Origin of the sequence: Pseudomonas flavocrustae, from assembly GCF_029872515.1 — a bacterium.
Classification (GTDB): domain Bacteria; phylum Pseudomonadota; class Gammaproteobacteria; order Pseudomonadales; family Pseudomonadaceae; genus Chryseomonas; species Chryseomonas aestiva.
Genome location: NZ_JAPDIQ010000007.1, coordinates 258,905 through 279,013 on the forward strand (window position 1 = coordinate 258,905; position 20,109 = coordinate 279,013).

The following is a 20,109-nucleotide window of genomic DNA, read 5'->3' on the forward strand; positions in this document are numbered from 1 at the left end:
ATCCGTGTCGCATGAGCAGGACGCTCTCTATACTATGGGTCTGATATCTACGCCTTACAGGAAGCCCGCAATGAAGCGTCCCAGTGGCCGCGCCGCCGATCAGCTGCGCCCCATCCGCATCACCCGTCAGTACACCAAGCACGCCGAGGGTTCGGTTCTGGTGGAGTTCGGCGATACCAAGGTGATCTGCACCGCCAGCGTCGAGGCCGGGGTGCCGCGCTTTCTCAAGGGCAAGGGCCAGGGCTGGCTCACCGCCGAATACGGCATGCTGCCGCGCGCGACCGGCGAGCGGAATCAGCGTGAAGCCGCCAAGGGCAAGCAGGGCGGTCGGACCCTGGAGATCCAGCGGCTGATCGGTCGGTCGCTGCGCGCCGCCGTCGACCTGTCCAAGCTGGGCGAGAACACCATCTACATCGACTGCGACGTCATCCAGGCCGACGGCGGTACCCGCACCGCCTCGGTGACCGGTGCCTGCGTGGCCCTGGTCGACGCCCTGGGCGCACTCAAGCGCCGTGGCAGCCTCAAGGGCAATCCGCTCAAGCAGATGGTGGCCGCCATCTCCGTGGGCATCTACCAGGGCACCCCGGTGCTCGACCTGGACTACCTGGAAGACTCCGCCGCCGAGACCGATCTCAACGTGATCATGACCGATGCCGGTGGCTTCATCGAGGTGCAGGGCACCGCCGAAGGCGCGCCCTTCCAGCCGGCCGAACTCAACGCCATGCTCGAACTGGCCCAGGGTGGCCTACGCGACCTGTTCGAGCTCCAGCAAGCCGCCCTGCGCGGCGAGTAAGGAAGCCCTCATGCACGATCTCGTCCCCGCCCCCAGCGCCGAAGCCCGGCGCTGGGCCATGCTCTGCCACTACGCCGCCTTCCTGGGCTTCGTGGTGCCCTTCATCGGTAACGTGATAGGTCCGCTGGTGGTCTGGCAGTTCAAGCGCGAGGACGACCCCTTCATCGACCGGCAGGGCAAGGAGGCGCTGAACTTCCAGCTCACCGTCACCCTGCTGCACATGATCTGCTGGCTGCTGGTGTGGGTGCTGATCGGTTTTCCGCTGATGCTGCTGGTGGCCTGCGTGGCCTTCGTGCTGACGGTGATCGCCGGCATCAAGGCCAATCAGGGCCGCGACTACCGCTACCCCCTGACCTGGCGGATGGTCAATTAGCGGGCTTTTTGTGGCCTGCTTCTGATATCCGCGTTGAGGATTTCCAGTCGGCCCGGCGTCGTTTGACAGGCGCCGGAAGCCCTCCGCTATCATCCCTTCGGCTTACTTCTCACGCCCTCGCCGCGACCGGCTTCGGTAGTCGCTGGCGGTAGCGTGCCCGCCTATGCGCTTTTGCGTCAGCAGTCCGTCGATAACGCCAAGGTGGCGTGCCCCGACGGTCCTCGCTTCTTACGTCAGGACTGGTGGCCTCCGGCGCCATCGGCATCAAGACAGGGATGATCATCATGTCGGTTGCAACCGCCACCCCCTCCCCCTTCCAGCGTGTGCTCGAATGGCGCTATTCCACCCTCATGGTGTGGACGGCCATCGGTCTGCTGGTGGTCGAGACCTTTTCCGGCTTTCTGCGCTATGCCCTGGACATGGTCGGCGCCTCGGCGCTGGTCTATCTGCCCAAGATCGCCTGTCTGGCGCTGTTCGCCCTGCAGGTGGCGACGGTCAAGCTGCCCCGGGTGATCTGGGTCGGCCTGTTCGCCGGGCTGGCCTATGCCGCCCTCGCCCTGCTGCATGGCGGGACCTTCAACAACGTGCTGTTCTCGCTGTTCGTCTACAGCCCGCTGCTGTTCGGTCTGGTCTGCGGCCGCGAATTGCTCAAGCAGCGCCGCCTGCTGGGCCGCGCCATGTTCCTGCTGCTGCTCGCCAGCCTGGTCGGCATCGCCCTGGACAAGTACACCTCGGTGCCCTGGAAAGGCTACAGCTACAACCTCGGCGGCAACGACATCGCCGGCAATACCCAGTGGGTCGCCGGTGAAGAGGACCGGATCGCCGGCTTCGCCCGGGTCTCCAACGTGCTGGCGGCGCTGATCGCGGTCTACTGCCTGTTCCTCGCGCAATTCGCCCGCTCCAGGACGCTCTGGCTGGTGGTCGCCCTGGTCGGCTTCTTCGGCATCCTGCTCACCACCAGCAAGGCGCCGGCAGCGGCCTTCGCCTTTACCCTGGCGCTGATGATGACCCGCCGCTTCCAGTGGCCGACCTATGCGCTGATCCTGCTGGCGGTGGTGGGTGGCATGCTGCTGCCGGTGCTGAGCCTGATCCGCGACTTCGATCCCCTGGTGGTGATGAGCGACAGCGGCCTGGCCTCCTTCTACGATCGCCTGGTCAACACCTGGCCGAATGTCGTCGCGGAAATGAGCCGCCATGGCTGGACCGTGGAAGGTGCCGGCTTCGGCCTGTTCGGCAGCTCCATGGCCGCCTTCCCCGTGCCGGGGATCGACCTCTTCGTCACCAGCGACAGCAGCGTGGTCTATCTCTGGTGCGTGTTCGGCGTGGTCGGCATCCTCGGCTATGCCATGCAGCTGCCGGTGTTCATCCGCCTGCACACCGCGCCCGACCGCCTCAGCCACACCCTGCTGGCCATCGCCTTCTGCCTCTGCCTGATCGGCTGGACCACCGACCTCTTCGATATCGGCGTCGGCAATCTCTTCGTCGGTATCATCCTCGGCTACGTGCTGATGCGTGATCCGGAAGACGACAACCAGCCAAACCTGCGACCGATCAGCGGCAGCGCCCTGACCGATTGAGCCGCGCAGCGCGGCAATGAAAAAGGGCCGACCCCGCGAGGGATCGGCCCTTTTTCATTGCCGCATAGATCAGGTCACCGGGGCCGGATTGAACAGCGCCAGGTCGTTGTGCAGACGATGGCGCTCGGCCCAGGTCTGGCGGCGGCCGCTGGCCACGTCCAGGTAGCATTGGAAGATCTCCCAGCCCATCTCCTCCAGCGACAGCCGCCCGCTCACCACGCGACCGGCATCGATGTCGATCAGGTCCGGCCAGCGCTCGGCCAGCTGGGTGCGGGTCGAGACCTTGATCACCGGCACCATGGACAGCCCGTAGGGGGTGCCGCGACCGGTGGTGAAGATGTGCAGGTTCATGCCCGCGGCCAGTTGCAGGGTGCCGCAGATGAAGTCACTGGCCGGGGTGGCAGCGAAGTACAGGCCCTTGCCGCGGATCTTCTCGCCGGGTGCGATGACCCCGGCGATGGGGCTGGTACCCGACTTGGCAATCGACCCCATGGCTTTTTCGACGATGTTGTTCAGCCCGCCCTTCTTGTTGCCAGGGGTGGTGTTGGCACTGCGATCGGCCATGCCCCGCTCCAGGTAGCGGTCGTACCAGTCCATCTCGCGGATCAGGGCATCGGCCACCTCGGGGGTGGCGGCGCGCGGGGTCAGCAGGTGGATGCCGTCGCGCACCTCGGTGTTCTCGGAAAACATCACGGTGGCGCCGGCCCGCACCAGCAGATCGGCGGCCACGCCCAAGGCCGGGTTGGCGGTGATGCCGGAGAAGGCGTCGCTGCCGCCGCACTGCATGCCCACCACCAGCTCGGAAGCCGGCACCGTCTCGCGGCGGCGCCCATTGAGCACCTCCAGACGCGCCTCGATCAGCCCCAGGATCTGCTCGACCATGCCGGCGAAGCCGTTGGCCGAATCCTGCAGGCGGAACAGCCACTCCTCTTCGTTCTGCCCGGCGGTGAGCTCATCGCCCGGCATCAGCTGGCTGGCCTGCAGCTTCTCGCAGCCCAGGCCGATGACCAGCGCCTGGCCACCGAAGTTGGGGTTGCGGCTGATGTTGTGCAGGGTGCGGATGGGGATCACCGCATCCGGGGCGTTGATGGCCACCCCGCAGCCATAGCTGTGGGACAGCGGCACCACGTCGTCGACGTTGGGGTAACGCGGCAGGAGCTCCTTGCGTACCCGCTCCACGCAGTGGTCCAGCACCCCTACCACGCACTGTACGGTGGTGGTCACCGCCAGGATGTTGCGGGTGCCGACGCTGCCGTCCGGATTGCGGAAACCCTCGAAGGTGTAGCCTTCCAGGGGTTCGCCGACCTGGCCGGGCGCGGTGGCCTTGGGCAGGTTGTCCAGCGCCGGTGGCTCCGGCATGCGCAGCAGGGCTTCGGTGATCCAGCTGCCGGCGGGAACGTCCTGCAGGGCGTAGCCGATGACCTCGCCGTAGCGCACCACCTCGGCGCCCTCCGCAAGATCCACCAGGGAGACCTTGTGGCTCTGGGGAATGGCCTCGACGGTGGTCAGGCCATCGGCGAAGGCGGTGCCGGCGGCCACGCCGGGTTCGTTGACCACCACCCCGACGTTGTCCTGGGGGTGGAGCTTGATGTAGCGCGGCGAATCACGGTGATCGATCAGGTTCATATTCTTATCCTCTGCCGGGGCTCAGGCCCGGGCCGGGTCAGGCTGGGTCGCGCCCAGGATCTCACCGTCGGCGGTCCGCAGCTCGACGCGCTGGATGCGACCGACGATGAACAGGTAGCTGAACACGGCCACCAGGGCATTGGCGCCGACATAGACCAGCGCCCACTTGAAGGAGCCGGTGGCGGCGATGAGGTAGCCGATGACGATGGGGGTGGTGATGGAAGCCAGGTTGCCGAAGGTATTGAACAGGCCACCGGAGAGCCCGGCGATCTGCTTGGGCGAGGTGTCCGCCACCACCGCCCAGCCCAGGGCGCCGATGCCCTTGCCGAAGAAGGCCAGGGTCATGAAGCCCACCACCATCCAGTCGGCGTCGACATAGTTGCAGAAGATCATGCTGGTGGAGAGCAGCAGGCCGCAGACGATGGGCAGCTTGCGGGCGAAGGTCAGGGAGTGGCCGCGGCGCAGCAGGTAGTCGGAGATCACCCCGCCGAGTACCCCGCCGATGAAGCCGCAGATCGCCGGCAGCGAGGCGATGAAACCGGCCTTGAGGATGGTCATGCCGCGCTCCTGCACCAGGTACACCGGGAACCAGGTCAGGAAGAAATAGGTGATGGCGTTGATGCAGTACTGGCCGAGGTAGACGCCCAGCATCATGCGGTTGGTCAGCAACTGGGTGATGTAGTGCCACTTCGGCCCGCCATCCCGCTGGCGGGCGCTGTTGTCCATGTCCACCAGGCCGCCATTGTCGCGGATGTGCGCCAGCTCCGCGGCGTTGATGCGCGGATGCTCCTTGGGATTGTGGATGTACTTCAGCCAGACCCCGGAGAAGAGGATGCCCAGGACGCCCATGATGACGAAGACGTGCTCCCAGCCGAAGTGGAAGACGATGCCGCCCATGATCGGCGCGAACAGCGCGGTGGCGAAATACTGCGCCGAGTTGAAGATCGCCGAGGCGGTACCGCGTTCGGCGGTGGGGAACCAGGCGGCGACGATGCGCGCGTTGCCCGGGAAGGACGGCGCCTCGGCCAGCCCGACCAGGAATCTCAGCATGAACAGGGTGGTGACCGCCCAGGCCACCGGCAGGCCGCCGACCAGCCCCTGCAACAGGGTGAAGAACGACCAGAAGAAGATGCTGCCGGCATAGACCTTCTTCGAACCGAAGCGATCCAGCAGCCAGCCGCCGGGAATCTGCCCGGCCACATAGGCCCAGCCGAAGGCGGAGAAGATATAGCCGAGGGTCACGGCGCTGATGCCGAGGTCTTTCTGCAGGCTGGAGCCGGCGATGGCGATGGTGGCGCGATCGGCGTAGTTGATGGTGGTCACGACGAACAGCATCAACAGGATCAGGTAGCGCACCCGGGTCGGTCTTGTGGCATCCATGGGGATCCCTCTTGCGTGATTGTTTTTATTGAAGGCGCAGACACTAGGATGATTGCGCAATCATATCTTGATGCGACAATCGGTCTCAGCCCTTGCGTTTGCCCAAGACTAAGCCATGATTGCGCAACCATACAAGTACGACGTCTAACAAGATCAGGACCGGCGGTCAGGTCGTGGCGCGGTCGATGATATGGAAACCGGTGTCGATGCGCACTGCCTCCCGGCCCTGGTCGCCCTCGTTGAAACGCTGCAGCAGTGCCTCGGCCGCCAGGGTGCCCATGCGATCGCCCTCGACACTCACCGACGACAGCGCCGGGTGCATCTGGGCGGCGCTGGAAAGATTGCCGAAGCCCAGCACCGCCAGGTCCTTGGGCAGGCGCAGCCCGCGACTGGCGGCTTCCGCCATGACGCCCTGGGCGACGGTATCCGAACTGCAGACCACCACGTCGAAGGCCTCGTCACGGGCCAGCAACTGGCGCAGGCCAGCCCGCCCGGACTCCACCAGCGCGGGAGCTGGCAGGATCTCCAGCGGCGGTTCCGCCACGCCCAGCTCGGCCAGCCGTGCCACCAGGCTGCGACAGCGACGCAGGGCGCGGGGGTCATCCACCGAGACCACGGCGAAGCGCCGATAGCCGCGGGCGTGCAGATGCTCGGCCTGGGCCCGACCAACGGCTTCATGGGAAAAGCCCACCTGCATGTCCAGCGGGTCTTCGCCCAGGTCCCAGGACTCCACCACCGGGATGCCGGCCTGGGCCAGGCGCTGGCGACTGGCGGCGGTATGCAGGGTACCGGTCAAGACGATGCCATCGGGCTTGCGCCCCAGCACCGCGGCCAGCAGCTGCTCTTCCTGTTCGGCGCTGTAGCCGCTCAGGCCCAGCAGGGTCTGGTAACCGGCCTGGGACAGCCGCGCCATCAGCGCCTGGACGGTCTCGGCGAAGATGGAGTGGACGATGGTCGGCACGAACAGCGCCACCAGGCGACTGCGATTGGAGGCCAGACCGCCGGCCAGCAGATTGGGCACGTAGCCGGTAGCCTGCACCGCCGCCAGCACCTTCTCGCGCGCCGCCTCGCTGACGATCTCCGGTCGATTCAGCGCCCGCGAGACGGTGATCGGCGACACCCCGGCGACCCGGGCCACGTCGATCAGCGTGGGGGCGGCGGGATTGACCGAGGCAGTAAGGACTTTGCTGGACTTCTTGGCCATGGATCGCTGGAGACGGGAAAGAGATCGGCCATGGTAACGGTTGGGGCGGGCGGCGTCCCCGGAGAACACCGTAGCGTGGAAAACCGCGCAGCGTTTTCCACCGCGAGCCGCCGTAGGTTGGGTTGAGCGCAGCGAAGCCCAACATGACTTCGGGGAGCCGCCCATGTCGGGCTTCGACGATAGCGCCGTCTCAACCCAACCTACGGCAAGTAGCGTGGAAAACGGCGTAGCCTTTTCCACTGGAACAGGGTGGCGAGGGACACCCTCACCCCAGCCCTCTCCCAGGGGGAGAGGGCGTCAGCCGAGCAGGCGTTCAGCGCCATCCGCCCTGGCCAGAGCGCGATCGATCGTCGGGCCCGTCCCATCGGCGCACCGCCACGGCTGCGACAATCCCCGTGCCAGAGCTGATCGCGGCCGTGGCGGTCCGCCGATGCGGCCGCTCCTACAGGCTATCTGGCTGCTGTAGGAGCGGCCGCGATACGCCCTACCCGCCCATCGCCGTCCGAATATCCGCCGCCAGCTCAAGCACCCGAGCTTCCTCGGTGTCCCAGGAGCACATGAAACGCGCCCCGCCGCTGCCGATGAAGGTGTAGAAGCGCCAACCGCGGTTGCGCAGGAATTCCAGCGCCGGTTCCGAGAGCTGCAGGAATACCGAGTTGGCTTCCACCGGGAACATGAAGTCCACGCCGGGCACGTCGCGCACGCGCTCGGCGAGCAGCTGGGCCATGGCGTTGGCATGGCGGGCGTGGCGCAGCCAGGTGTCGTTTTCCAGCACGCCGAGCCAGGGCGCGGAGAGAAATCTCATCTTGGACGCCAGCTGGCCAGCCTGCTTGCAGCGGTACTCGAAGTCCTCGGCCAGGTCGCGATTGAAGAAGAGGATGGCCTCGCCCACCGCCATGCCGCTCTTGGTACCGCCAAAGCAGAGCACGTCGACGCCGGCCTTCCAGGTCACCTCGGCCGGCGTACAGCCCAGGCCGGCCACGGCGTTGGAAAAGCGCGAGCCGTCCATGTGCAGGTGCAGGCCGAGGTCGTGGCAGGTGGCGCTGATGGCCTGCAGTTCGTTGAGGCCATAGAGGGTGCCCACCTCGGTGGCCTGGGTAACGGTCACCGCGCGCGGCTTGGGAAAGTGGATGTCGGCGCGCTTGGTGGCGATCTGCTGGATAGCGCCCGGCGTCAGCTTGCCCTGATGGGCCGGCGCCAGCAGCAGCTTGGAGCCGTTGGAAAAGAACTCCGGCGCGCCGCATTCGTCGGTCTCGACGTGGGCGGTGTCGGAGCAGATCACGCTGTGGTAGCTCTGGCACAGCGCCGCCAGGGCCAGGGAGTTGGCCGCGGTGCCGTTGAAGGCGAAGAACACCTCGCAGTCGGTCTCGAACAGCTGGCGAAAGCGATCGGCGGCGCGCGCCGTCCAGGTGTCGTTGCCGTAGGCGGTCTCGTGGCCGACGTTGGCCGCGGCCATGGCGGCCCAGGCTTCCGGGCAGATGCCGGAATAGTTGTCACTGGCGAATTGCTGGGCGTTGCTGCTCATCGGGCAGTCCTCGCGACGGGTTCGGTACGGGCCAGCAGCCAGTCGCGCGCGGCGCCCTCGACCAGCGGCAGCACGCGACGGCGGACCTCGGCGTGATAGCCATCCAGCCAGTCCAGCTCGTCGCTGCGCAGCAGCGCCAGATCCAGGCAGCGGGTGTCCAGCGGACAGAGGGTCAGGGTCTCGAAGGCCAGGAAATCGCCGAATTCGGTGGTTTCCGCGCGGGTGCACAGCAGCAGGTTTTCCAGCCGCACGCCCCACTGGCCGGGCCGATAGATGCCCGGTTCGTTGGAGGTGATCATGCCCTCGCGCAGGACATGGTGCGGGGTGACCGTGGCATAGAAGGAAATCGACTGCGGCCCCTCGTGCACATTGAGGAAATAGCCCACGCCATGCCCGGTGCCGTGGCCGTAGTCGATGCCGGCGGCCCAGATCGGCTCGCGCGCCAGGGCATCGAGCATGGGTGCGGCGACGCCGGCCGGGAAGCGCGCTCGCGACAGCGCCAGCATGCCCTTGAGCACCAGGGTGAAGTCGCGGCGCTGGGCGGCGCTGGGGGTGCCGATGGGCACCACCCGGGTGATGTCGGTGGTGCCGCCCAGGTACTGGCCGCCGCTGTCGATCAGCAGCAGGCCGTCGCCCTGGAGCTCGGCATGGGCCTCCTCGGTGGCGCGGTAATGCGGCAGGGCGCCGCCGGCATTGAAGCCGGCGATGGTGGCGAAGCTCAGGGAGACGAAATTCGGCCGGGCGGCGCGGGCTTCGCTCAGCCAGTCGTCCACGGTCAGCTCGGTGAGGCGCTCGCCGCGGGCCAGGGCCGCCTCGAAGCGGGCAAAGAAGACGCACAGCGCCGCGCCATCCTCTTCCATGGCGGTCCGCACCTGGGCCACTTCCGCGGCGGTCTTGCAGGCCTTGAGCAGGGTCGAGGGATTGATCTGCTCGCGCCGCTCGACGCCCTGGGGCGCGGCCTCGGCCAGCCCCAGGGTAACCCGCGCCGGGTCCACCAGCAGGCGACTACCAGCCGGCAGGCTGGCCAGCTCGGTGGCGGCCTGGTGGTAGTCGGCCAGGGTCACGCCGTCCGCCTCCAGGGCCGCGCGGAGCTCGGCCGGCACCTTGGCCGGATCGATGAACAGCTGGCAGCTGTCCTGACTCAGCAGCAGATGGGCGAGGAACACCGGGTTGTAGGGCACATCCGCGCCGCGCAGGTTGAGCAGCCAGGCGATGTCGTCCAGCGAAGAGATGAAATGCCAGGCGGTGTCGGCCTCGACCATTGCTTGGCGCACCTGGGCGAGCTTGGCGCTGCGCGGCTGGGGCGCATGGGGCGCCGCATGGGCGTAGATAGGCGCGGCCGGCAGCGCGGGGCGCCCGGTCCAGATCGTCGCCAGGGGATCGAGGTCGGTCCGCAGCTGGATACCCTTGGGTTCCAGTGCCCGGCGCAGGGCCGCCGCGGCGCCGAGCGACAGCACCTGGCCGTCCACCAGTACCGTGCCACCCGCGGGCACCTGCTCGGCCAGCCACTGCAGGTGGGCCTGGGGCTGGCTGGCGACCTGCTTCATAAGGTCGATGCCACTGTCCGCCAACTCCTGGGTGGCCTGCTCCCAGTAGCGGCTGTCGGTCCAGACGCCAGCGGCCTGGTGCGTCACCAGCAGCAGCCCGGCGGAGCCGGTGAAACCGGACAGCCAGGCACGGCCCTGCCAGTGTTCCGGCAGGTATTCGGACAGATGGGGATCGGCGCTGGGGATCAGGCAGGCATCGGCGCCCTGTTCGGCCAGGAAGGCCCGCAGGTCGGCAAGTCGTTGAGCGGAAATGGCGGTCATGAGCACCTCGACAAGGTCAGGGGCTCAGTGTGCCGCAGATATAAAAAAGCCGCACCCGAAGGGTGCGGCGGAGAAAGACCAAAGGAGCAAAGAGGGGTGGTCTTTCGAAAACGGAGCGGCTCAGCGACGCGCGTCGGCGGCGGGAGCGGCTTGATCACTGTAGTGCTGCATGGCGGCATGATTCTGATCGACCAGCTTGTATCTCAGGCTGGGATTGTCGTCGGCAGCGGCGAACTGGGCGGCGGTCAGGGTGGCAAGGGTCAGCACCAGGGCGGACAGAGAACGTTTCATGGCGAACTCCTAAAAGGTCGTGTTCATCGGGGTACAGGACCATTCTAGGTAAAGAACGCAGCCTAATAAATAGCATGCTAACTAAATCACTGTTACAAAACCTGCAACAAGCTCGGCCCTAGTCCTTGGCCCAGTAGCGCTGATCTTCCAGCACCCGGTTCTCCAGCTGCAGGCGCTCGGGCAATTCTTCCTTGAGGAAGTCGATCCAGGTCTTGATCTTGGCATCGAGAAAGCGCCGCGAGGGATAGAGCGCATGGATATTGCGCTCGCGCAGGCGGAAGTTGGGCAGCAGCCGTACCAGACTGCCATCGCGCAGGTAGTTGACCGCGATGTAGCTGGGCAGCAGGCAGATGCCCATGCCCTGGCGGGCCACGCTGGCCAGGGCCTCGGCGACGTTGACCTGGAAGACATAGCGCGGCGCGACCTGCTGCTCGCCGTCTTCGCCGGCGAAGACCCAGCGCTCGGAGAAGTTCGGATCCATCAGGCGCAGGCAGTCGTGCTCGGCGAGATCGGCGGGCACCTTGGGTGCCGGACGCTGCGCCAGGTAGCTGGGCGCCGCGCAGACCACGCTGTAGACACCGCCGAGACGCTGGGCGACGAAATCCGAATCGGCCAGTTCGGTGTCCAGGGTGATGGCGATGTCATGCCCATCCTCCAGCAGCGCCGGATGGTTCTGCGAGAGCGTCATGACGATCTCGACATGGGGATAGCGCGCGCAGAAGCGTGACACCAGGGGCGCCAGCAGTTGAGTGCCGAGGCCGGTCATGGAATGCAGGCGCAGATGGCCATGGGGCTTGAGATGGGCGCCGCTGGCTTCGGCCTCGGCCTCGCCGACATCCTGCAGGATGCGTCGGCAGCGTTCGAGGTAGCGTTCACCCGCCTCGGTCAGCGCCAGGCGCCGGGTGGTGCGGTGCAGCAGGCGGGTCTGCAGGTGGCTTTCCAGTTCCGCCAGCAGGCGCGACACCTGGGCGGTAGACAGAGCGAGGGTGTGGGCGGCAGCCGTGAGACTGCCCAGATCCACCACCCGGACGAAGATGCGCATGCCTTGGAAAATATCCATTATTGCCTTTTTCGCAATGGAGTTTCGTCAAGCCGTCACTTTATTGAAAAAGTCGCACGCACGATAGTGGTGCGGTGAGCCGCTGTGGATTCGACATTCTGACCGCGCGAATCCTTCCCTCCGGCAGTGGCTCCTTGGATAGCTCCTTGCGGCCTTCTGGCAGATGTCTCCTCTGGAGACCTCCGCCAGAGGGCCGTTTTTTTTTGCCCTACCGTTTCGCTCATCGTTCCTCACGCCCCGGCTCGCGAATGCGATAGCTGGCGATGTACAGCGCCGGCAGGAACAGCAGCGTCAACAGGGTCGCCGCGACGATGCCGCCGATCATGGCGTAGGCCATCGGCCCCCAGAACACCTCGCGGGCGATGGGAATCATGCCCAGGCTGGCCGCCGCGGCGGTCAGCAGGATCGGCCGGCGCCGGTGCCGGGTGGCTTCCACCACGGCGTCCCAGGGCGAGCGACCGTCACGCTCGAAGGCGTCGATCTGGGTCACCAGGATCACCGAGTTGCGGATGATGATGCCGATCAGCGCCAGTACCCCGAGGATGGCGACGAAGCCCAGCGGCTGGCCGAAGGGGATCAAGCCCAGCACCACGCCGATCAGCCCGAGGGGCGCCACGCTCGCCACCAGGAACAGCTTGCGGATACTGTGCAGCTGGATCATCAGGAAGGTGGCCATGAGGAACAGCATCAGCGGCACCACCTCGGCGATCGGGCCCTGGGCCTTGCTGCTCTCCTCCACCGTGCCGCCTACCGCCACCTGATAACGCGGCGGCAGCTTGGCGATGAAGGCATCCACGTCCGGCTGCAGCTGCTTGACCAGATCCGGCGCCTGGATCTCGCTGAGGATCGAGGCCTTGAGGGTGATGGTGGGCAGCCGATCGCGGCGCCATACCAGCGGCTGCTCCAGGGCGTAGTCGATACGGGCGAAGGCCTTGAGCGGCACCGCGACGCCCTGGGGCGTCATGATCTGCAGATTCTCCAGGGTTTCCACCGAGCGCCGCTCGGCCTCACTGGCCCGCGCCACCACGTTGACCAGGTAGATGTCGTCGCGTACCTGGGTCACCGGGGTACCGGTCACCACGCCATTGAGGATCTGCGCCACGTCCTGGGACGAGAAGCCCAGCTGCCGCGCCTTGTCCTGGTTGACCTCGACCTTGAGCATCCGCGCCGGCTCGTTCCAGTCGTAGAGGAAGTCCCCCAGCTGGGGACTCTTGCCCAGCACGCTGGCCAGCGCCAGGGCCTGGCGGCGTACCTCGGCGACGTCGGGGCCACTGATGCGGTACTGGATCGGCCGGCCCACCGGCGGACCCATCTCCAGCGGCTGGACGTAGCCGGACAGGCCGACGAAGTCCTGGCGCAGCCGCTGCTTGAGCTTGGGCAGCAGGCGATTGCGCGCCTCCAGGTCCTTGGCCACCAGGATCACCTGGCCATAGAAGGGATTCTCCAGCTGCTGGTCCAGCGGCAGATAGAAGCGCACCGCGCCCTGGCCGACATAGGAACTCCAGTGGGCCACGTCCGGATCGTCGGCCAGGGTCTTCTCGAATCTGTCCATCTGCGCGCGAGTGGCGTCGAGGGAGGCGTTCTGCGGCAGGTTGAAGTCGATCAGCAGTTCGGGTCGATCCGAGGACGGGAAGAACTGGTTCTGCACGAACTTCATCGAGAACAGCGCCGCGGCGAACAGCAGCACCGTGAGGAGGATGGTCAGCCAGCGGTGGCGCATGGCGCCCAGCAGCAGACCGTCGGACCAGCGTGCCAGGCGGCCGGGCTGGTCGTGGTCCTTCTGCTTCACCTTCTTCGGCAGGATGTGCACGCCGATCACCGGCGAAAAGAACACCGCGACGATCCAGGACAGGAGCAGCGCCACCGCGATCACCGCGAACAGAGTGAAGGTGTACTGGCCGGCGCTGCTGGAATTGAGCCCGATGGGCACGAAGCCGGCTACCGTCACCAGGGTGCCGGTGAGCATGGGAAAGGCGGTCGACTCGTAGGCGAAGGTCGCCGAGCGGTGCAGCGACTCGCCCTCCTCGCGCTTGGTCACCATCATCTCCACGGTGATCATGGCGTCGTCCACCAGCAGACCGAGGGCGATGATCAGGGCGCCCAGGGAGATTCGCTGCATGGTGATGCCGCTGTACTCCATGAAGACGAACACCAACGCCAGGGTCAGGGGGATCGACAGCGCCACCACCAGGCCGGCGCGCACGCCGAGACTGATGAAGCTCACCACCAGTACGATGATGACCGCCTCGAACAGCGCCCGGGTAAAGCCGCCGACGGCCTTTTCCACCACCTGCGCCTGGTTGGAGACCACGTGCACGCCGATGCCCACCGGCAGGTCGGCCGTCAGCTCCTGCATCTTCTCGGTAAGCGCCTTGCCAAAGGTCTGGATATTGCCGCCGCTGCTCATGGCGATGGCCAGGCCGATGGCCGGCTGGCCGTTGTAGCGAAACAGCGAACTGGGCGGATCGGCGTAGCCGCTGCGGATGTCGGCCAGGTCGGTGAGCCGATAGAAGCGGTCGTCGATGCGCAGATTGACGGCGGCCAGATCGGCGGTGGAGCGGAATTCGCCACTGGTGCGCACGCTGATGCGCTCGGCGCCGGATTCGATGGTGCCCGAGGGGGTCACCGCATTCTGCTGTTGCAGACTCTGCATCACCTGGCGCTGGTCGATGCCCAGGGCCGCCAGCTTGCGGGTGGAGAAGTCCAGGTAGATGACCTCGTTCTCCGCGCCGATCAGCTGCACCTTGCCGATGCCGGGCACGCTGCGGATCTCGCGGCGCACCTGCTCCACCTGGTCGCGCAGCTGGCGCATGCTGAAGCCGTCGCCGGTGAAGGCATAGATGCTGCCGAAGACGTCGCCGAATTCGTCGTTGAAGGCCGGTCCCTGGATGCCCTGGGGGAATTCGCCCTGGATGTCCGAGACCTTCTTGCGCACCTGGTACCAGATGTCGGGAATCGCCTTGGCCGGCGTGGTGTCGCGCAGATAGACGAACACCGTGGACTGCCCCGGCCGGGTAAAGCTCTTGGTGTAGTCGAGGGAATCCAGCTCTTCGAGCTTCTTTTCCACCCGCTCGGTGACCTGGCGCAGGGTCTCCTCGGTGGTCGCCCCCGGCCAGCGGGTCTGGATGACCATGGTCTTGATGGCAAAGGACGGATCTTCCTCGCGCCCCAGCTTCATGTAGGAGAAGACGCCCATCAGCAGGGCGACGAACATCAGGTACCAGACGAAGGATTGGTGGCGCAGCGCCCAGTCCGACAGGTTGAAGCCTTTCATGGCCGAGCGCCCTCCTGATCCTTCACCCGCTGTCCCTCCTCGAGACTGTTCACCCCTGCCGTCACCACCCGCTCACCCACCTTCAGGCCCTTGCCGATCCACGCCAGACCAGCGGCCTCGCGCAGCACCTCGACCGGACGCTGGCGTACCTGCGCCTGCTCGCCCTGGCCTTCCACCACCCACACCGAGGCCCGGCCATCCTGACGCCGCAGCGCCTGGGTCGGCAGCGGCAGGCCCGCGGCGGGTGGCGACTCCAGCTCGCCCTGCACCAGGCTGCCGATGCGCAGCGCGGCCGGCGGCTCGTCCAGAGTCAGGCGTACCCGCCGGGTGCGGGTGGTGGCATCGGCCTGGGGCTCGATCTCGCGCACCCGGCCCTGCACCGCCACCTCGGGATCCAGGGCCATGCGCACGGTCAGGACACGTCCCGGGGTCAGCTGGCCGATGGCCTGGGCCGGCAGATCCAGGACCGCCTCGCGAACATCCGGCCGGGCGACCCGCACCACCGGCTGACCGGCGGAGACCACCTGGCCGACCTCGGCCTGCCAGGCGGTGATCACCCCGTCGAAATCACTCTGGAGTTCGGCATAGTTGCGCTGGTCGCGGGCCTGGCGCTCGGCACTCTGGGCCTGCTCGCGGGAGGCTTCCAGGGTGTGCAGCCGGGTCAGCGCCTGGTCCAGCTGGGAGCGCGAGCCGACCCCCTGGTCGAACAGCTGCTGCTGGCGCCGCGCATCGTTGCGCGCATCACGCCACTGGGCTTCTGCATCGGCGGTCTGGCCCTGGCGACTGCGCAGGGCGTTGTCCTGATCGGTGGGATCCAGCGCCGCCAGCAACTGGCCACGCCGCACCGGCTGACCCACGTCCAGCAGCCGGCGGGTCATGCGGCCGCCGACGCGAAAGCCCAGCACGCTCTCGTAGCGCGCCTGGATGCTGCCGGCGAAGACCTCGCGCCCGGGCGGCGGGGCACTGAGGGTCAGGGTCGCCACCGGCCGGATCGGCGGCGGCGGGGCCTCGTCGTCGGAACAGCCGGCCAGGACCAGCAGCAGGCAGAGCGGCAGCAGCGGCTTCATGGCCGCACCTCGTTGAAGGCGGAGCGCTCGGCAAGCTCGACCTTCTGCCCGGGACTGAGCGCCTGGCCACCGGCGACCACGATGCGGTCACCGGCCTTGAGCCCGTCGCTGACGATGATGCTGTCACGGGTATAGCGCTCGATGCGCAGCGGCTGCAGGCTGACCCGGCCATCGTCATTGAGGCGCCAGGCGGCGGGTTGATCGGTGGTGCCATTCAGCGCCGTCCAGGGCAGGGCGAAGCCCTGCTCGGCCACGCCCTCCAGCTGGGCGTTGACCACCGCGCCCAGGGTCATGGCCGCTGGCGGTCGATCGAGTTGCACCTTGATGCGCACCGTGCCGCTGCTGGCCACCGTCGGCGCGATCTCGCGCAGGGTGCCCTGGGTCGTGATCGCCGGTTGCGCCTGCAGGACGACGGGCAGGGTCTGACCGACCTTGAGTTCGCGGGCCAGGGATTCGTAGAGATCGAAGACGGCGTCGAGCTCGCCACTCACTGCCAGATCGAAGATCGCCGCCCCGGCCTGGACCACCTGCCCGGCTTCGGCATGGCGGGCGGTCAGTACTCCGGCGGCACTGGCGCGCAGCTCGGTATAGCCGAGCTGCTTGCGCGCATCGTCGCGCTGGGCCATGGCGGTCTGCAGGGCGCTGCGCGCACCGTCGAGGGTGGCCTGGGCCTGGTCGTACTGGCTGCGACTGGTGTAGCCCTTGGGCAGCAGCGCGGCCTGGCGCTCGAAATCGACGCGGGCCAGGCGCGTGCGGGCTTCCTGGGCCTCCACCTGGGCCTGGGCGGCGGCCAGGTTGTTGCGCAGATCCTGGGGGTCCAGCCGGGCCAGCACCTGGCCCTCGCGCACGCGATCACCGACGTCCGCCAGCCGCTCGCTGATCTTGCCACTCACCCGAAAACCGAGCGGCGCCTGGACGCGTGCCTGGATGTCTCCGGTAAAGGGGATGCGCTGGCTGTCCCGTATCGGACTCAGCTGCGCCACCACCACCCGTGCCCGTTCCTCGGTGGGAGGTTGCTCCTGGGAGCAGCCCGGTAACAGCGTTACCAGGGTCAGAGCAGCCGTTACCTGGCAGAGGCGAGCAAGGCGGAGAGCCCTCATGATTGTCCTTGTTGGTGGAAGAGGCGCGATCTGCGAACTGACCACGCGCGTCGCAGTGGGTTCGTCTGACGAATTGTCAGGTGCCTGAGGCCACTTGGGAAGCGCTACACCGAGGGTCAGGTGCAAACGCCCGCTGCCGGAGCGGCCACTCGCCCACAAATGTTCACAAATGCCCTGGAACCCGGCATTCCGGGCGGCAGTCAACTGATATGTGCGCTGTGGACCTGTCCGTCTGCAGCTGATGCCCGACGCCCTTGCGGTGCGGGCCCTATCAGATTCACAGGTTCATTTCGACGAGGCCGAACTCATGAAAAAGCTGCTGATCACCTCTACCGCTGCTGTGATGCTGTCGATGGCCACGGGTGTCTTCGCGGCCGATGCTTCCAAGAGCGCCACGGCCGTCAATGGCGCCGCCACCACCGAGGTGCCGGGCAAGACTACCGTCAAGGGGGGTGCCGACGGCGCTGCCGAGGTGCCCTTCAAGAGCGACAAGCCCAACAAGGTCGACGCCCGCAACCAGAACAACATGCAGTAACCGCCCACCCCGGCGGTAACGAAAAGCCCCGGCATGCCGGGGCTTTTCGTTGTCTGCCGTACAGACGGCGGACAAAACAAACCCCGCCGGAGCGGGGTCTGTGGAAACTGTGCAGCGGCCGGGCTTAGCGCCAGAACGGCTTGTGCATTTCCTGGTAGCGCTGGGCCTCGGTGATACCGGCGTCAGCCAGCATACGGGTATCCAGACGGGCCAGTTCATTGCGGCTGGCGATGCGACGCTGCCAGGTGGACAGGGTGGAGATAACGCGCAGGGCAGCGGGAACACGGGTGCTGGGCTTGGCGTTGTACAGCGAGGAACTGAAGGTGCGTTCCATGGTGGCTTTCCTTCCCGCTTGTGACGGGTACTGGTCATCGAATGGCGCCATTGTCTCGCCGGACGAGTGCTACCACCAGTAACAGTACAGGGAAAGGTTCGCGGATCACCTCGCACACAATTGCAACTGTACTGCTGCAATTTGGGTCATTCTGTAACGTATTGCACCATTGCAGTGCAAAATTTGGTTACCAGAGGGAACATCGCGGGAATCTGAGCTGTACAGTTGGCCTTTAGCCAACAAAACAGGAGTGCTGTTCTACCTGTTACCGCGCCCGCTGTCCAGCCTGAAAAAGCCTCAGTGCTCCAGAAAGGAGCGCTCCCGACGCCTGGCGACGTCGGAAGCCTCTCGCGATCAACGTGCGGCAGCAGCCAAGCTCGGCGTGGCAGGCTGGCGACGGCCGACCCAGGTGCCGATGGCCACGACCACCAGTGCCAGCAGACCGGTCGCCAGGATCTCGAAGCGATGGGCTTCGCTGAACAGCATCACGGTCAGGGCGCCGACGATGAAGACGATCACCGCCCAGGTCAGCCATGGGAACAGCCACATGCGGAATTCCAGCTGCTCGCCGCGGGCCATCAGCTTGCCTCTCAGGCGCAGCTGGGTCACGGCGATCACTAGGTAGACCAGCAGGGCGACGGCACCGGAGGTGGACAGCAGGAAACTGAACACCGCCTCGGGCATGGTGTAGTTGGCAATGGTGGTGAGGAAGCCCACGGCGGTACTGGCCAGCACCGCAGCTCGCGGTACACCGCTGCTGGAGGCCCGACCCAGCTTGGCCGGGGCATCGCCACGGCGAGCCAGCGAATAGAGCATGCGCGACGCGGTATAGAGCGCCGAGTTCAGGCAGCTGGCCACGGCGACCAGCACCACGCAGTCGACGATCAGCTTGGCGTTGGGGATCGACAGGATCTCCAGGGCACGCTGATAGGAACCCACCAGCGGCAGCTGGGCATCGTTCCAGGGCACCATGGACACCACCAGGAAGATGGAGACCAGATAGAACAGCGCGATCCGCCAGATTACCGAGTTGGTGGCCCTGCTGATCTGCCGCGACGGGTCCTTGGACTCGGCGGCGGCGATGGTGACGATCTCGGTCCCCATGAAGCTGAACATGGTGGTCAGCAGGGCACCCAGCACCGCGCCGAAGCCATTGGGCATGAAGCCGCCGGTATGGGCCATCAGGTTGCTCAGTCCACTGACCTCGCGACCCGGCAGGGCCCCGACCAGGGCCGCCGCGCCCAGGGCGATGAAGGCGACGATGGCGATGACCTTGAGCAGGGCGAACCAGAATTCGAACTCGCCGTACTTGGCGACGCTGAACAGGTTGGTCACGGTCAGGATGCCGGTGATGATCAGGGCGAACTGCCAGGTGGCGATCGCCGGGAACCAGGCACTGAGGATGGCCGCGGCGGCCACCGCCTCCAGCGGAATCACCAGCACCCAGAACCACCAGTACAGCCAGCCGATGGTGAAGCCGGCCCAGCGACCGATGCCCTGCTGCGCATAAGAGGAAAAGGAACCGGTATCGGGCGAGGCGACGGCCATTTCACCCAGCATGCGCATGACCAGCACCACCAGGGTACCGGCCAGGGCATAGGCCAGCAGTACGGCCGGGCCGGCCGCGGCGATGGCATGACCGGAGCCGACGAACAGGCCGGCACCGATCACCCCGGCGATGGACAACATGGTCACATGGCGCGGTTTGAGCGCCGGAGAGAGGCTGCATTCTACGTTGGACATAAGGTGTTACCTGACAACGGAAAACCTCCCAAGTGCAACTTGCGCGCCATCCCTGCTGAAATCGGCACAAATCGAACTCAAAGAGTGCAATGCCTCGCGGAAAGCGGCGAAAAAGCGGCGCTCCAGCGAGCTATCGCGCTAACCATCTGATGTGCAAAGTGATTTCTTTTAAGTGCACAAGACCGTTTGGCTTGCTTCGTTAGGTATCACCTTGTGCAACTTGCACACTTATGGTGCTTGCAAAGGTGGAACCTTAGGTAACTCAGGCAAGATCTGAGCGTCAGCAACCTGGTCCACACGGTCGGAAATGCCACCCACGACGGCGAGATCGCCAGGCCTGGAGCGTCGCGACCGGTTCTCGCCACACCAAGCTCACCCGAGGCCGCGCCTCAGGCGCTTTTCCCTTCGCGACGGGAGCG

The 20,109-nt window shown here is 66.3% G+C and carries 16 protein-coding genes; 4 read left to right on the top strand and 12 right to left on the bottom strand.

Translation table 11 applies throughout. The features are described from left to right. Positions 1–70 precede the first annotated feature (70 nt). From rph to OMP44_RS17065, 3 genes are all read left to right on the top strand, one after another. Entirely contained in the window at positions 71–793 is a 723-nt protein-coding gene (gene rph, locus OMP44_RS17055) for a ribonuclease PH (RefSeq protein ID WP_158889688.1), read from the top strand. Between the two features lie 10 nt (positions 794–803). After that, the gene (locus OMP44_RS17060; protein ID WP_017639343.1) at positions 804–1,166 is read left to right on the top strand and encodes a DUF4870 domain-containing protein; all 363 of its coding nucleotides are present in this window, start codon (positions 804–806) and stop codon (positions 1,164–1,166) included. Positions 1,167–1,450: 284 nt separating this feature from the next. Further along, positions 1,451–2,743 carry a hypothetical protein gene (locus OMP44_RS17065; RefSeq protein WP_187980872.1) on the top strand — a complete coding sequence of 431 codons (1,293 nt, stop codon included), beginning with the start codon at positions 1,451–1,453 and terminating at the stop codon, positions 2,741–2,743. A gap of 69 nt (positions 2,744–2,812) precedes the next feature. On the opposite strand, the gene garD is transcribed toward OMP44_RS17065, so the two are convergent. The 10 genes from garD to OMP44_RS17115 form a co-directional block, all read right to left on the bottom strand. Next, positions 2,813–4,369 carry a galactarate dehydratase gene (gene garD, locus OMP44_RS17070; protein ID WP_133860402.1) on the bottom strand — a complete coding sequence of 519 codons (1,557 nt, stop codon included), beginning with the start codon at positions 4,367–4,369 and terminating at the stop codon, positions 2,813–2,815. 21 nt (positions 4,370–4,390) lie between these two features. Next, positions 4,391–5,749 (bottom strand): MFS transporter, encoded by a 1,359-nt coding sequence (locus OMP44_RS17075; RefSeq protein WP_187980870.1) that lies wholly within the window; start codon positions 5,747–5,749, stop codon positions 4,391–4,393. A gap of 166 nt (positions 5,750–5,915) precedes the next feature. After that, a complete protein-coding gene (locus OMP44_RS17080; protein WP_280309894.1) occupies positions 5,916–6,953 on the bottom strand; it encodes a LacI family DNA-binding transcriptional regulator in 1,038 nt (345 codons plus the stop codon). A 484-nt stretch (positions 6,954–7,437) separates the two neighbouring features. Next, positions 7,438–8,478: a threonine aldolase family protein gene (locus OMP44_RS17085; protein ID WP_187980869.1), complete on the bottom strand. Its 1,041-nt coding sequence runs from the start codon at positions 8,476–8,478 to the stop codon at positions 7,438–7,440. Then, complete coding sequence (locus OMP44_RS17090) at positions 8,475–10,286, bottom strand: aminopeptidase P family protein (protein WP_273862581.1); 1,812 nt, start codon at positions 10,284–10,286, stop codon at positions 8,475–8,477. Before OMP44_RS17090 ends, OMP44_RS17085 begins: the two co-directional genes overlap by 4 nt. Positions 10,287–10,406: 120 nt before the next feature. Next, positions 10,407–10,577 (bottom strand): hypothetical protein, encoded by a 171-nt coding sequence (locus OMP44_RS17095; RefSeq protein ID WP_166655881.1) that lies wholly within the window; start codon positions 10,575–10,577, stop codon positions 10,407–10,409. A 118-nt stretch (positions 10,578–10,695) separates the two neighbouring features. Then, positions 10,696–11,637 carry a LysR family transcriptional regulator gene (locus tag OMP44_RS17100; RefSeq protein WP_218568699.1) on the bottom strand — a complete coding sequence of 314 codons (942 nt, stop codon included), beginning with the start codon at positions 11,635–11,637 and terminating at the stop codon, positions 10,696–10,698. A gap of 220 nt (positions 11,638–11,857) precedes the next feature. Then, positions 11,858–14,911 carry an efflux RND transporter permease subunit gene (locus tag OMP44_RS17105; RefSeq protein ID WP_133860397.1) on the bottom strand — a complete coding sequence of 1,018 codons (3,054 nt, stop codon included), beginning with the start codon at positions 14,909–14,911 and terminating at the stop codon, positions 11,858–11,860. Continuing rightward, positions 14,908–15,978, bottom strand: coding sequence for an efflux RND transporter periplasmic adaptor subunit (locus OMP44_RS17110; RefSeq protein ID WP_133860396.1), 1,071 nt, complete (start codon positions 15,976–15,978; stop codon positions 14,908–14,910). The genes OMP44_RS17105 and OMP44_RS17110 overlap by 4 nt, the downstream gene beginning before the upstream one ends. Further along, positions 15,975–17,078, bottom strand: coding sequence for an efflux RND transporter periplasmic adaptor subunit (locus OMP44_RS17115; protein ID WP_133860395.1), 1,104 nt, complete (start codon positions 17,076–17,078; stop codon positions 15,975–15,977). The genes OMP44_RS17110 and OMP44_RS17115 overlap by 4 nt, the downstream gene beginning before the upstream one ends. A gap of 307 nt (positions 17,079–17,385) precedes the next feature. Here OMP44_RS17115 and OMP44_RS17120 point away from each other — a divergent pair, with 307 nt between their 5' ends. Next, positions 17,386–17,613, top strand: coding sequence for a hypothetical protein (locus OMP44_RS17120; protein ID WP_133860394.1), 228 nt, complete (start codon positions 17,386–17,388; stop codon positions 17,611–17,613). 124 nt (positions 17,614–17,737) lie between these two features. On the opposite strand, the gene OMP44_RS17125 is transcribed toward OMP44_RS17120, so the two are convergent. Next, positions 17,738–17,947 carry a DUF1127 domain-containing protein gene (locus OMP44_RS17125; RefSeq protein ID WP_133860393.1) on the bottom strand — a complete coding sequence of 70 codons (210 nt, stop codon included), beginning with the start codon at positions 17,945–17,947 and terminating at the stop codon, positions 17,738–17,740. Between the two features lie 354 nt (positions 17,948–18,301). Then, positions 18,302–19,690, bottom strand: coding sequence for a GABA permease (gene gabP / locus OMP44_RS17130; protein WP_280309904.1), 1,389 nt, complete (start codon positions 19,688–19,690; stop codon positions 18,302–18,304). Positions 19,691–20,109 lie beyond the last annotated feature (419 nt).

Coding starts and splice junctions, on each gene's coding strand:
- rph (WP_158889688.1), top strand. CDS start 71: ATGAAGCGTCCCAGTGGCCGCGCCGCCGATCAGCTGCGCCCCATCCGC.
- OMP44_RS17060 (WP_017639343.1), top strand. CDS start 804: ATGCACGATCTCGTCCCCGCCCCCAGCGCCGAAGCCCGGCGCTGGGCC.
- OMP44_RS17065 (WP_187980872.1), top strand. CDS start 1,451: ATGTCGGTTGCAACCGCCACCCCCTCCCCCTTCCAGCGTGTGCTCGAA.
- garD (WP_133860402.1), bottom strand. CDS start 4,369: ATGAACCTGATCGATCACCGTGATTCGCCGCGCTACATCAAGCTCCAC.
- OMP44_RS17075 (WP_187980870.1), bottom strand. CDS start 5,749: ATGGATGCCACAAGACCGACCCGGGTGCGCTACCTGATCCTGTTGATG.
- OMP44_RS17080 (WP_280309894.1), bottom strand. CDS start 6,953: ATGGCCAAGAAGTCCAGCAAAGTCCTTACTGCCTCGGTCAATCCCGCC.
- OMP44_RS17085 (WP_187980869.1), bottom strand. CDS start 8,478: ATGAGCAGCAACGCCCAGCAATTCGCCAGTGACAACTATTCCGGCATC.
- OMP44_RS17090 (WP_273862581.1), bottom strand. CDS start 10,286: ATGACCGCCATTTCCGCTCAACGACTTGCCGACCTGCGGGCCTTCCTG.
- OMP44_RS17095 (WP_166655881.1), bottom strand. CDS start 10,577: ATGAAACGTTCTCTGTCCGCCCTGGTGCTGACCCTTGCCACCCTGACC.
- OMP44_RS17100 (WP_218568699.1), bottom strand. CDS start 11,637: ATGGATATTTTCCAAGGCATGCGCATCTTCGTCCGGGTGGTGGATCTG.
- OMP44_RS17105 (WP_133860397.1), bottom strand. CDS start 14,911: ATGAAAGGCTTCAACCTGTCGGACTGGGCGCTGCGCCACCAATCCTTC.
- OMP44_RS17110 (WP_133860396.1), bottom strand. CDS start 15,978: ATGAAGCCGCTGCTGCCGCTCTGCCTGCTGCTGGTCCTGGCCGGCTGT.
- OMP44_RS17115 (WP_133860395.1), bottom strand. CDS start 17,078: ATGAGGGCTCTCCGCCTTGCTCGCCTCTGCCAGGTAACGGCTGCTCTG.
- OMP44_RS17120 (WP_133860394.1), top strand. CDS start 17,386: ATGAAAAAGCTGCTGATCACCTCTACCGCTGCTGTGATGCTGTCGATG.
- OMP44_RS17125 (WP_133860393.1), bottom strand. CDS start 17,947: ATGGAACGCACCTTCAGTTCCTCGCTGTACAACGCCAAGCCCAGCACC.
- gabP (WP_280309904.1), bottom strand. CDS start 19,690: ATGTCCAACGTAGAATGCAGCCTCTCTCCGGCGCTCAAACCGCGCCAT.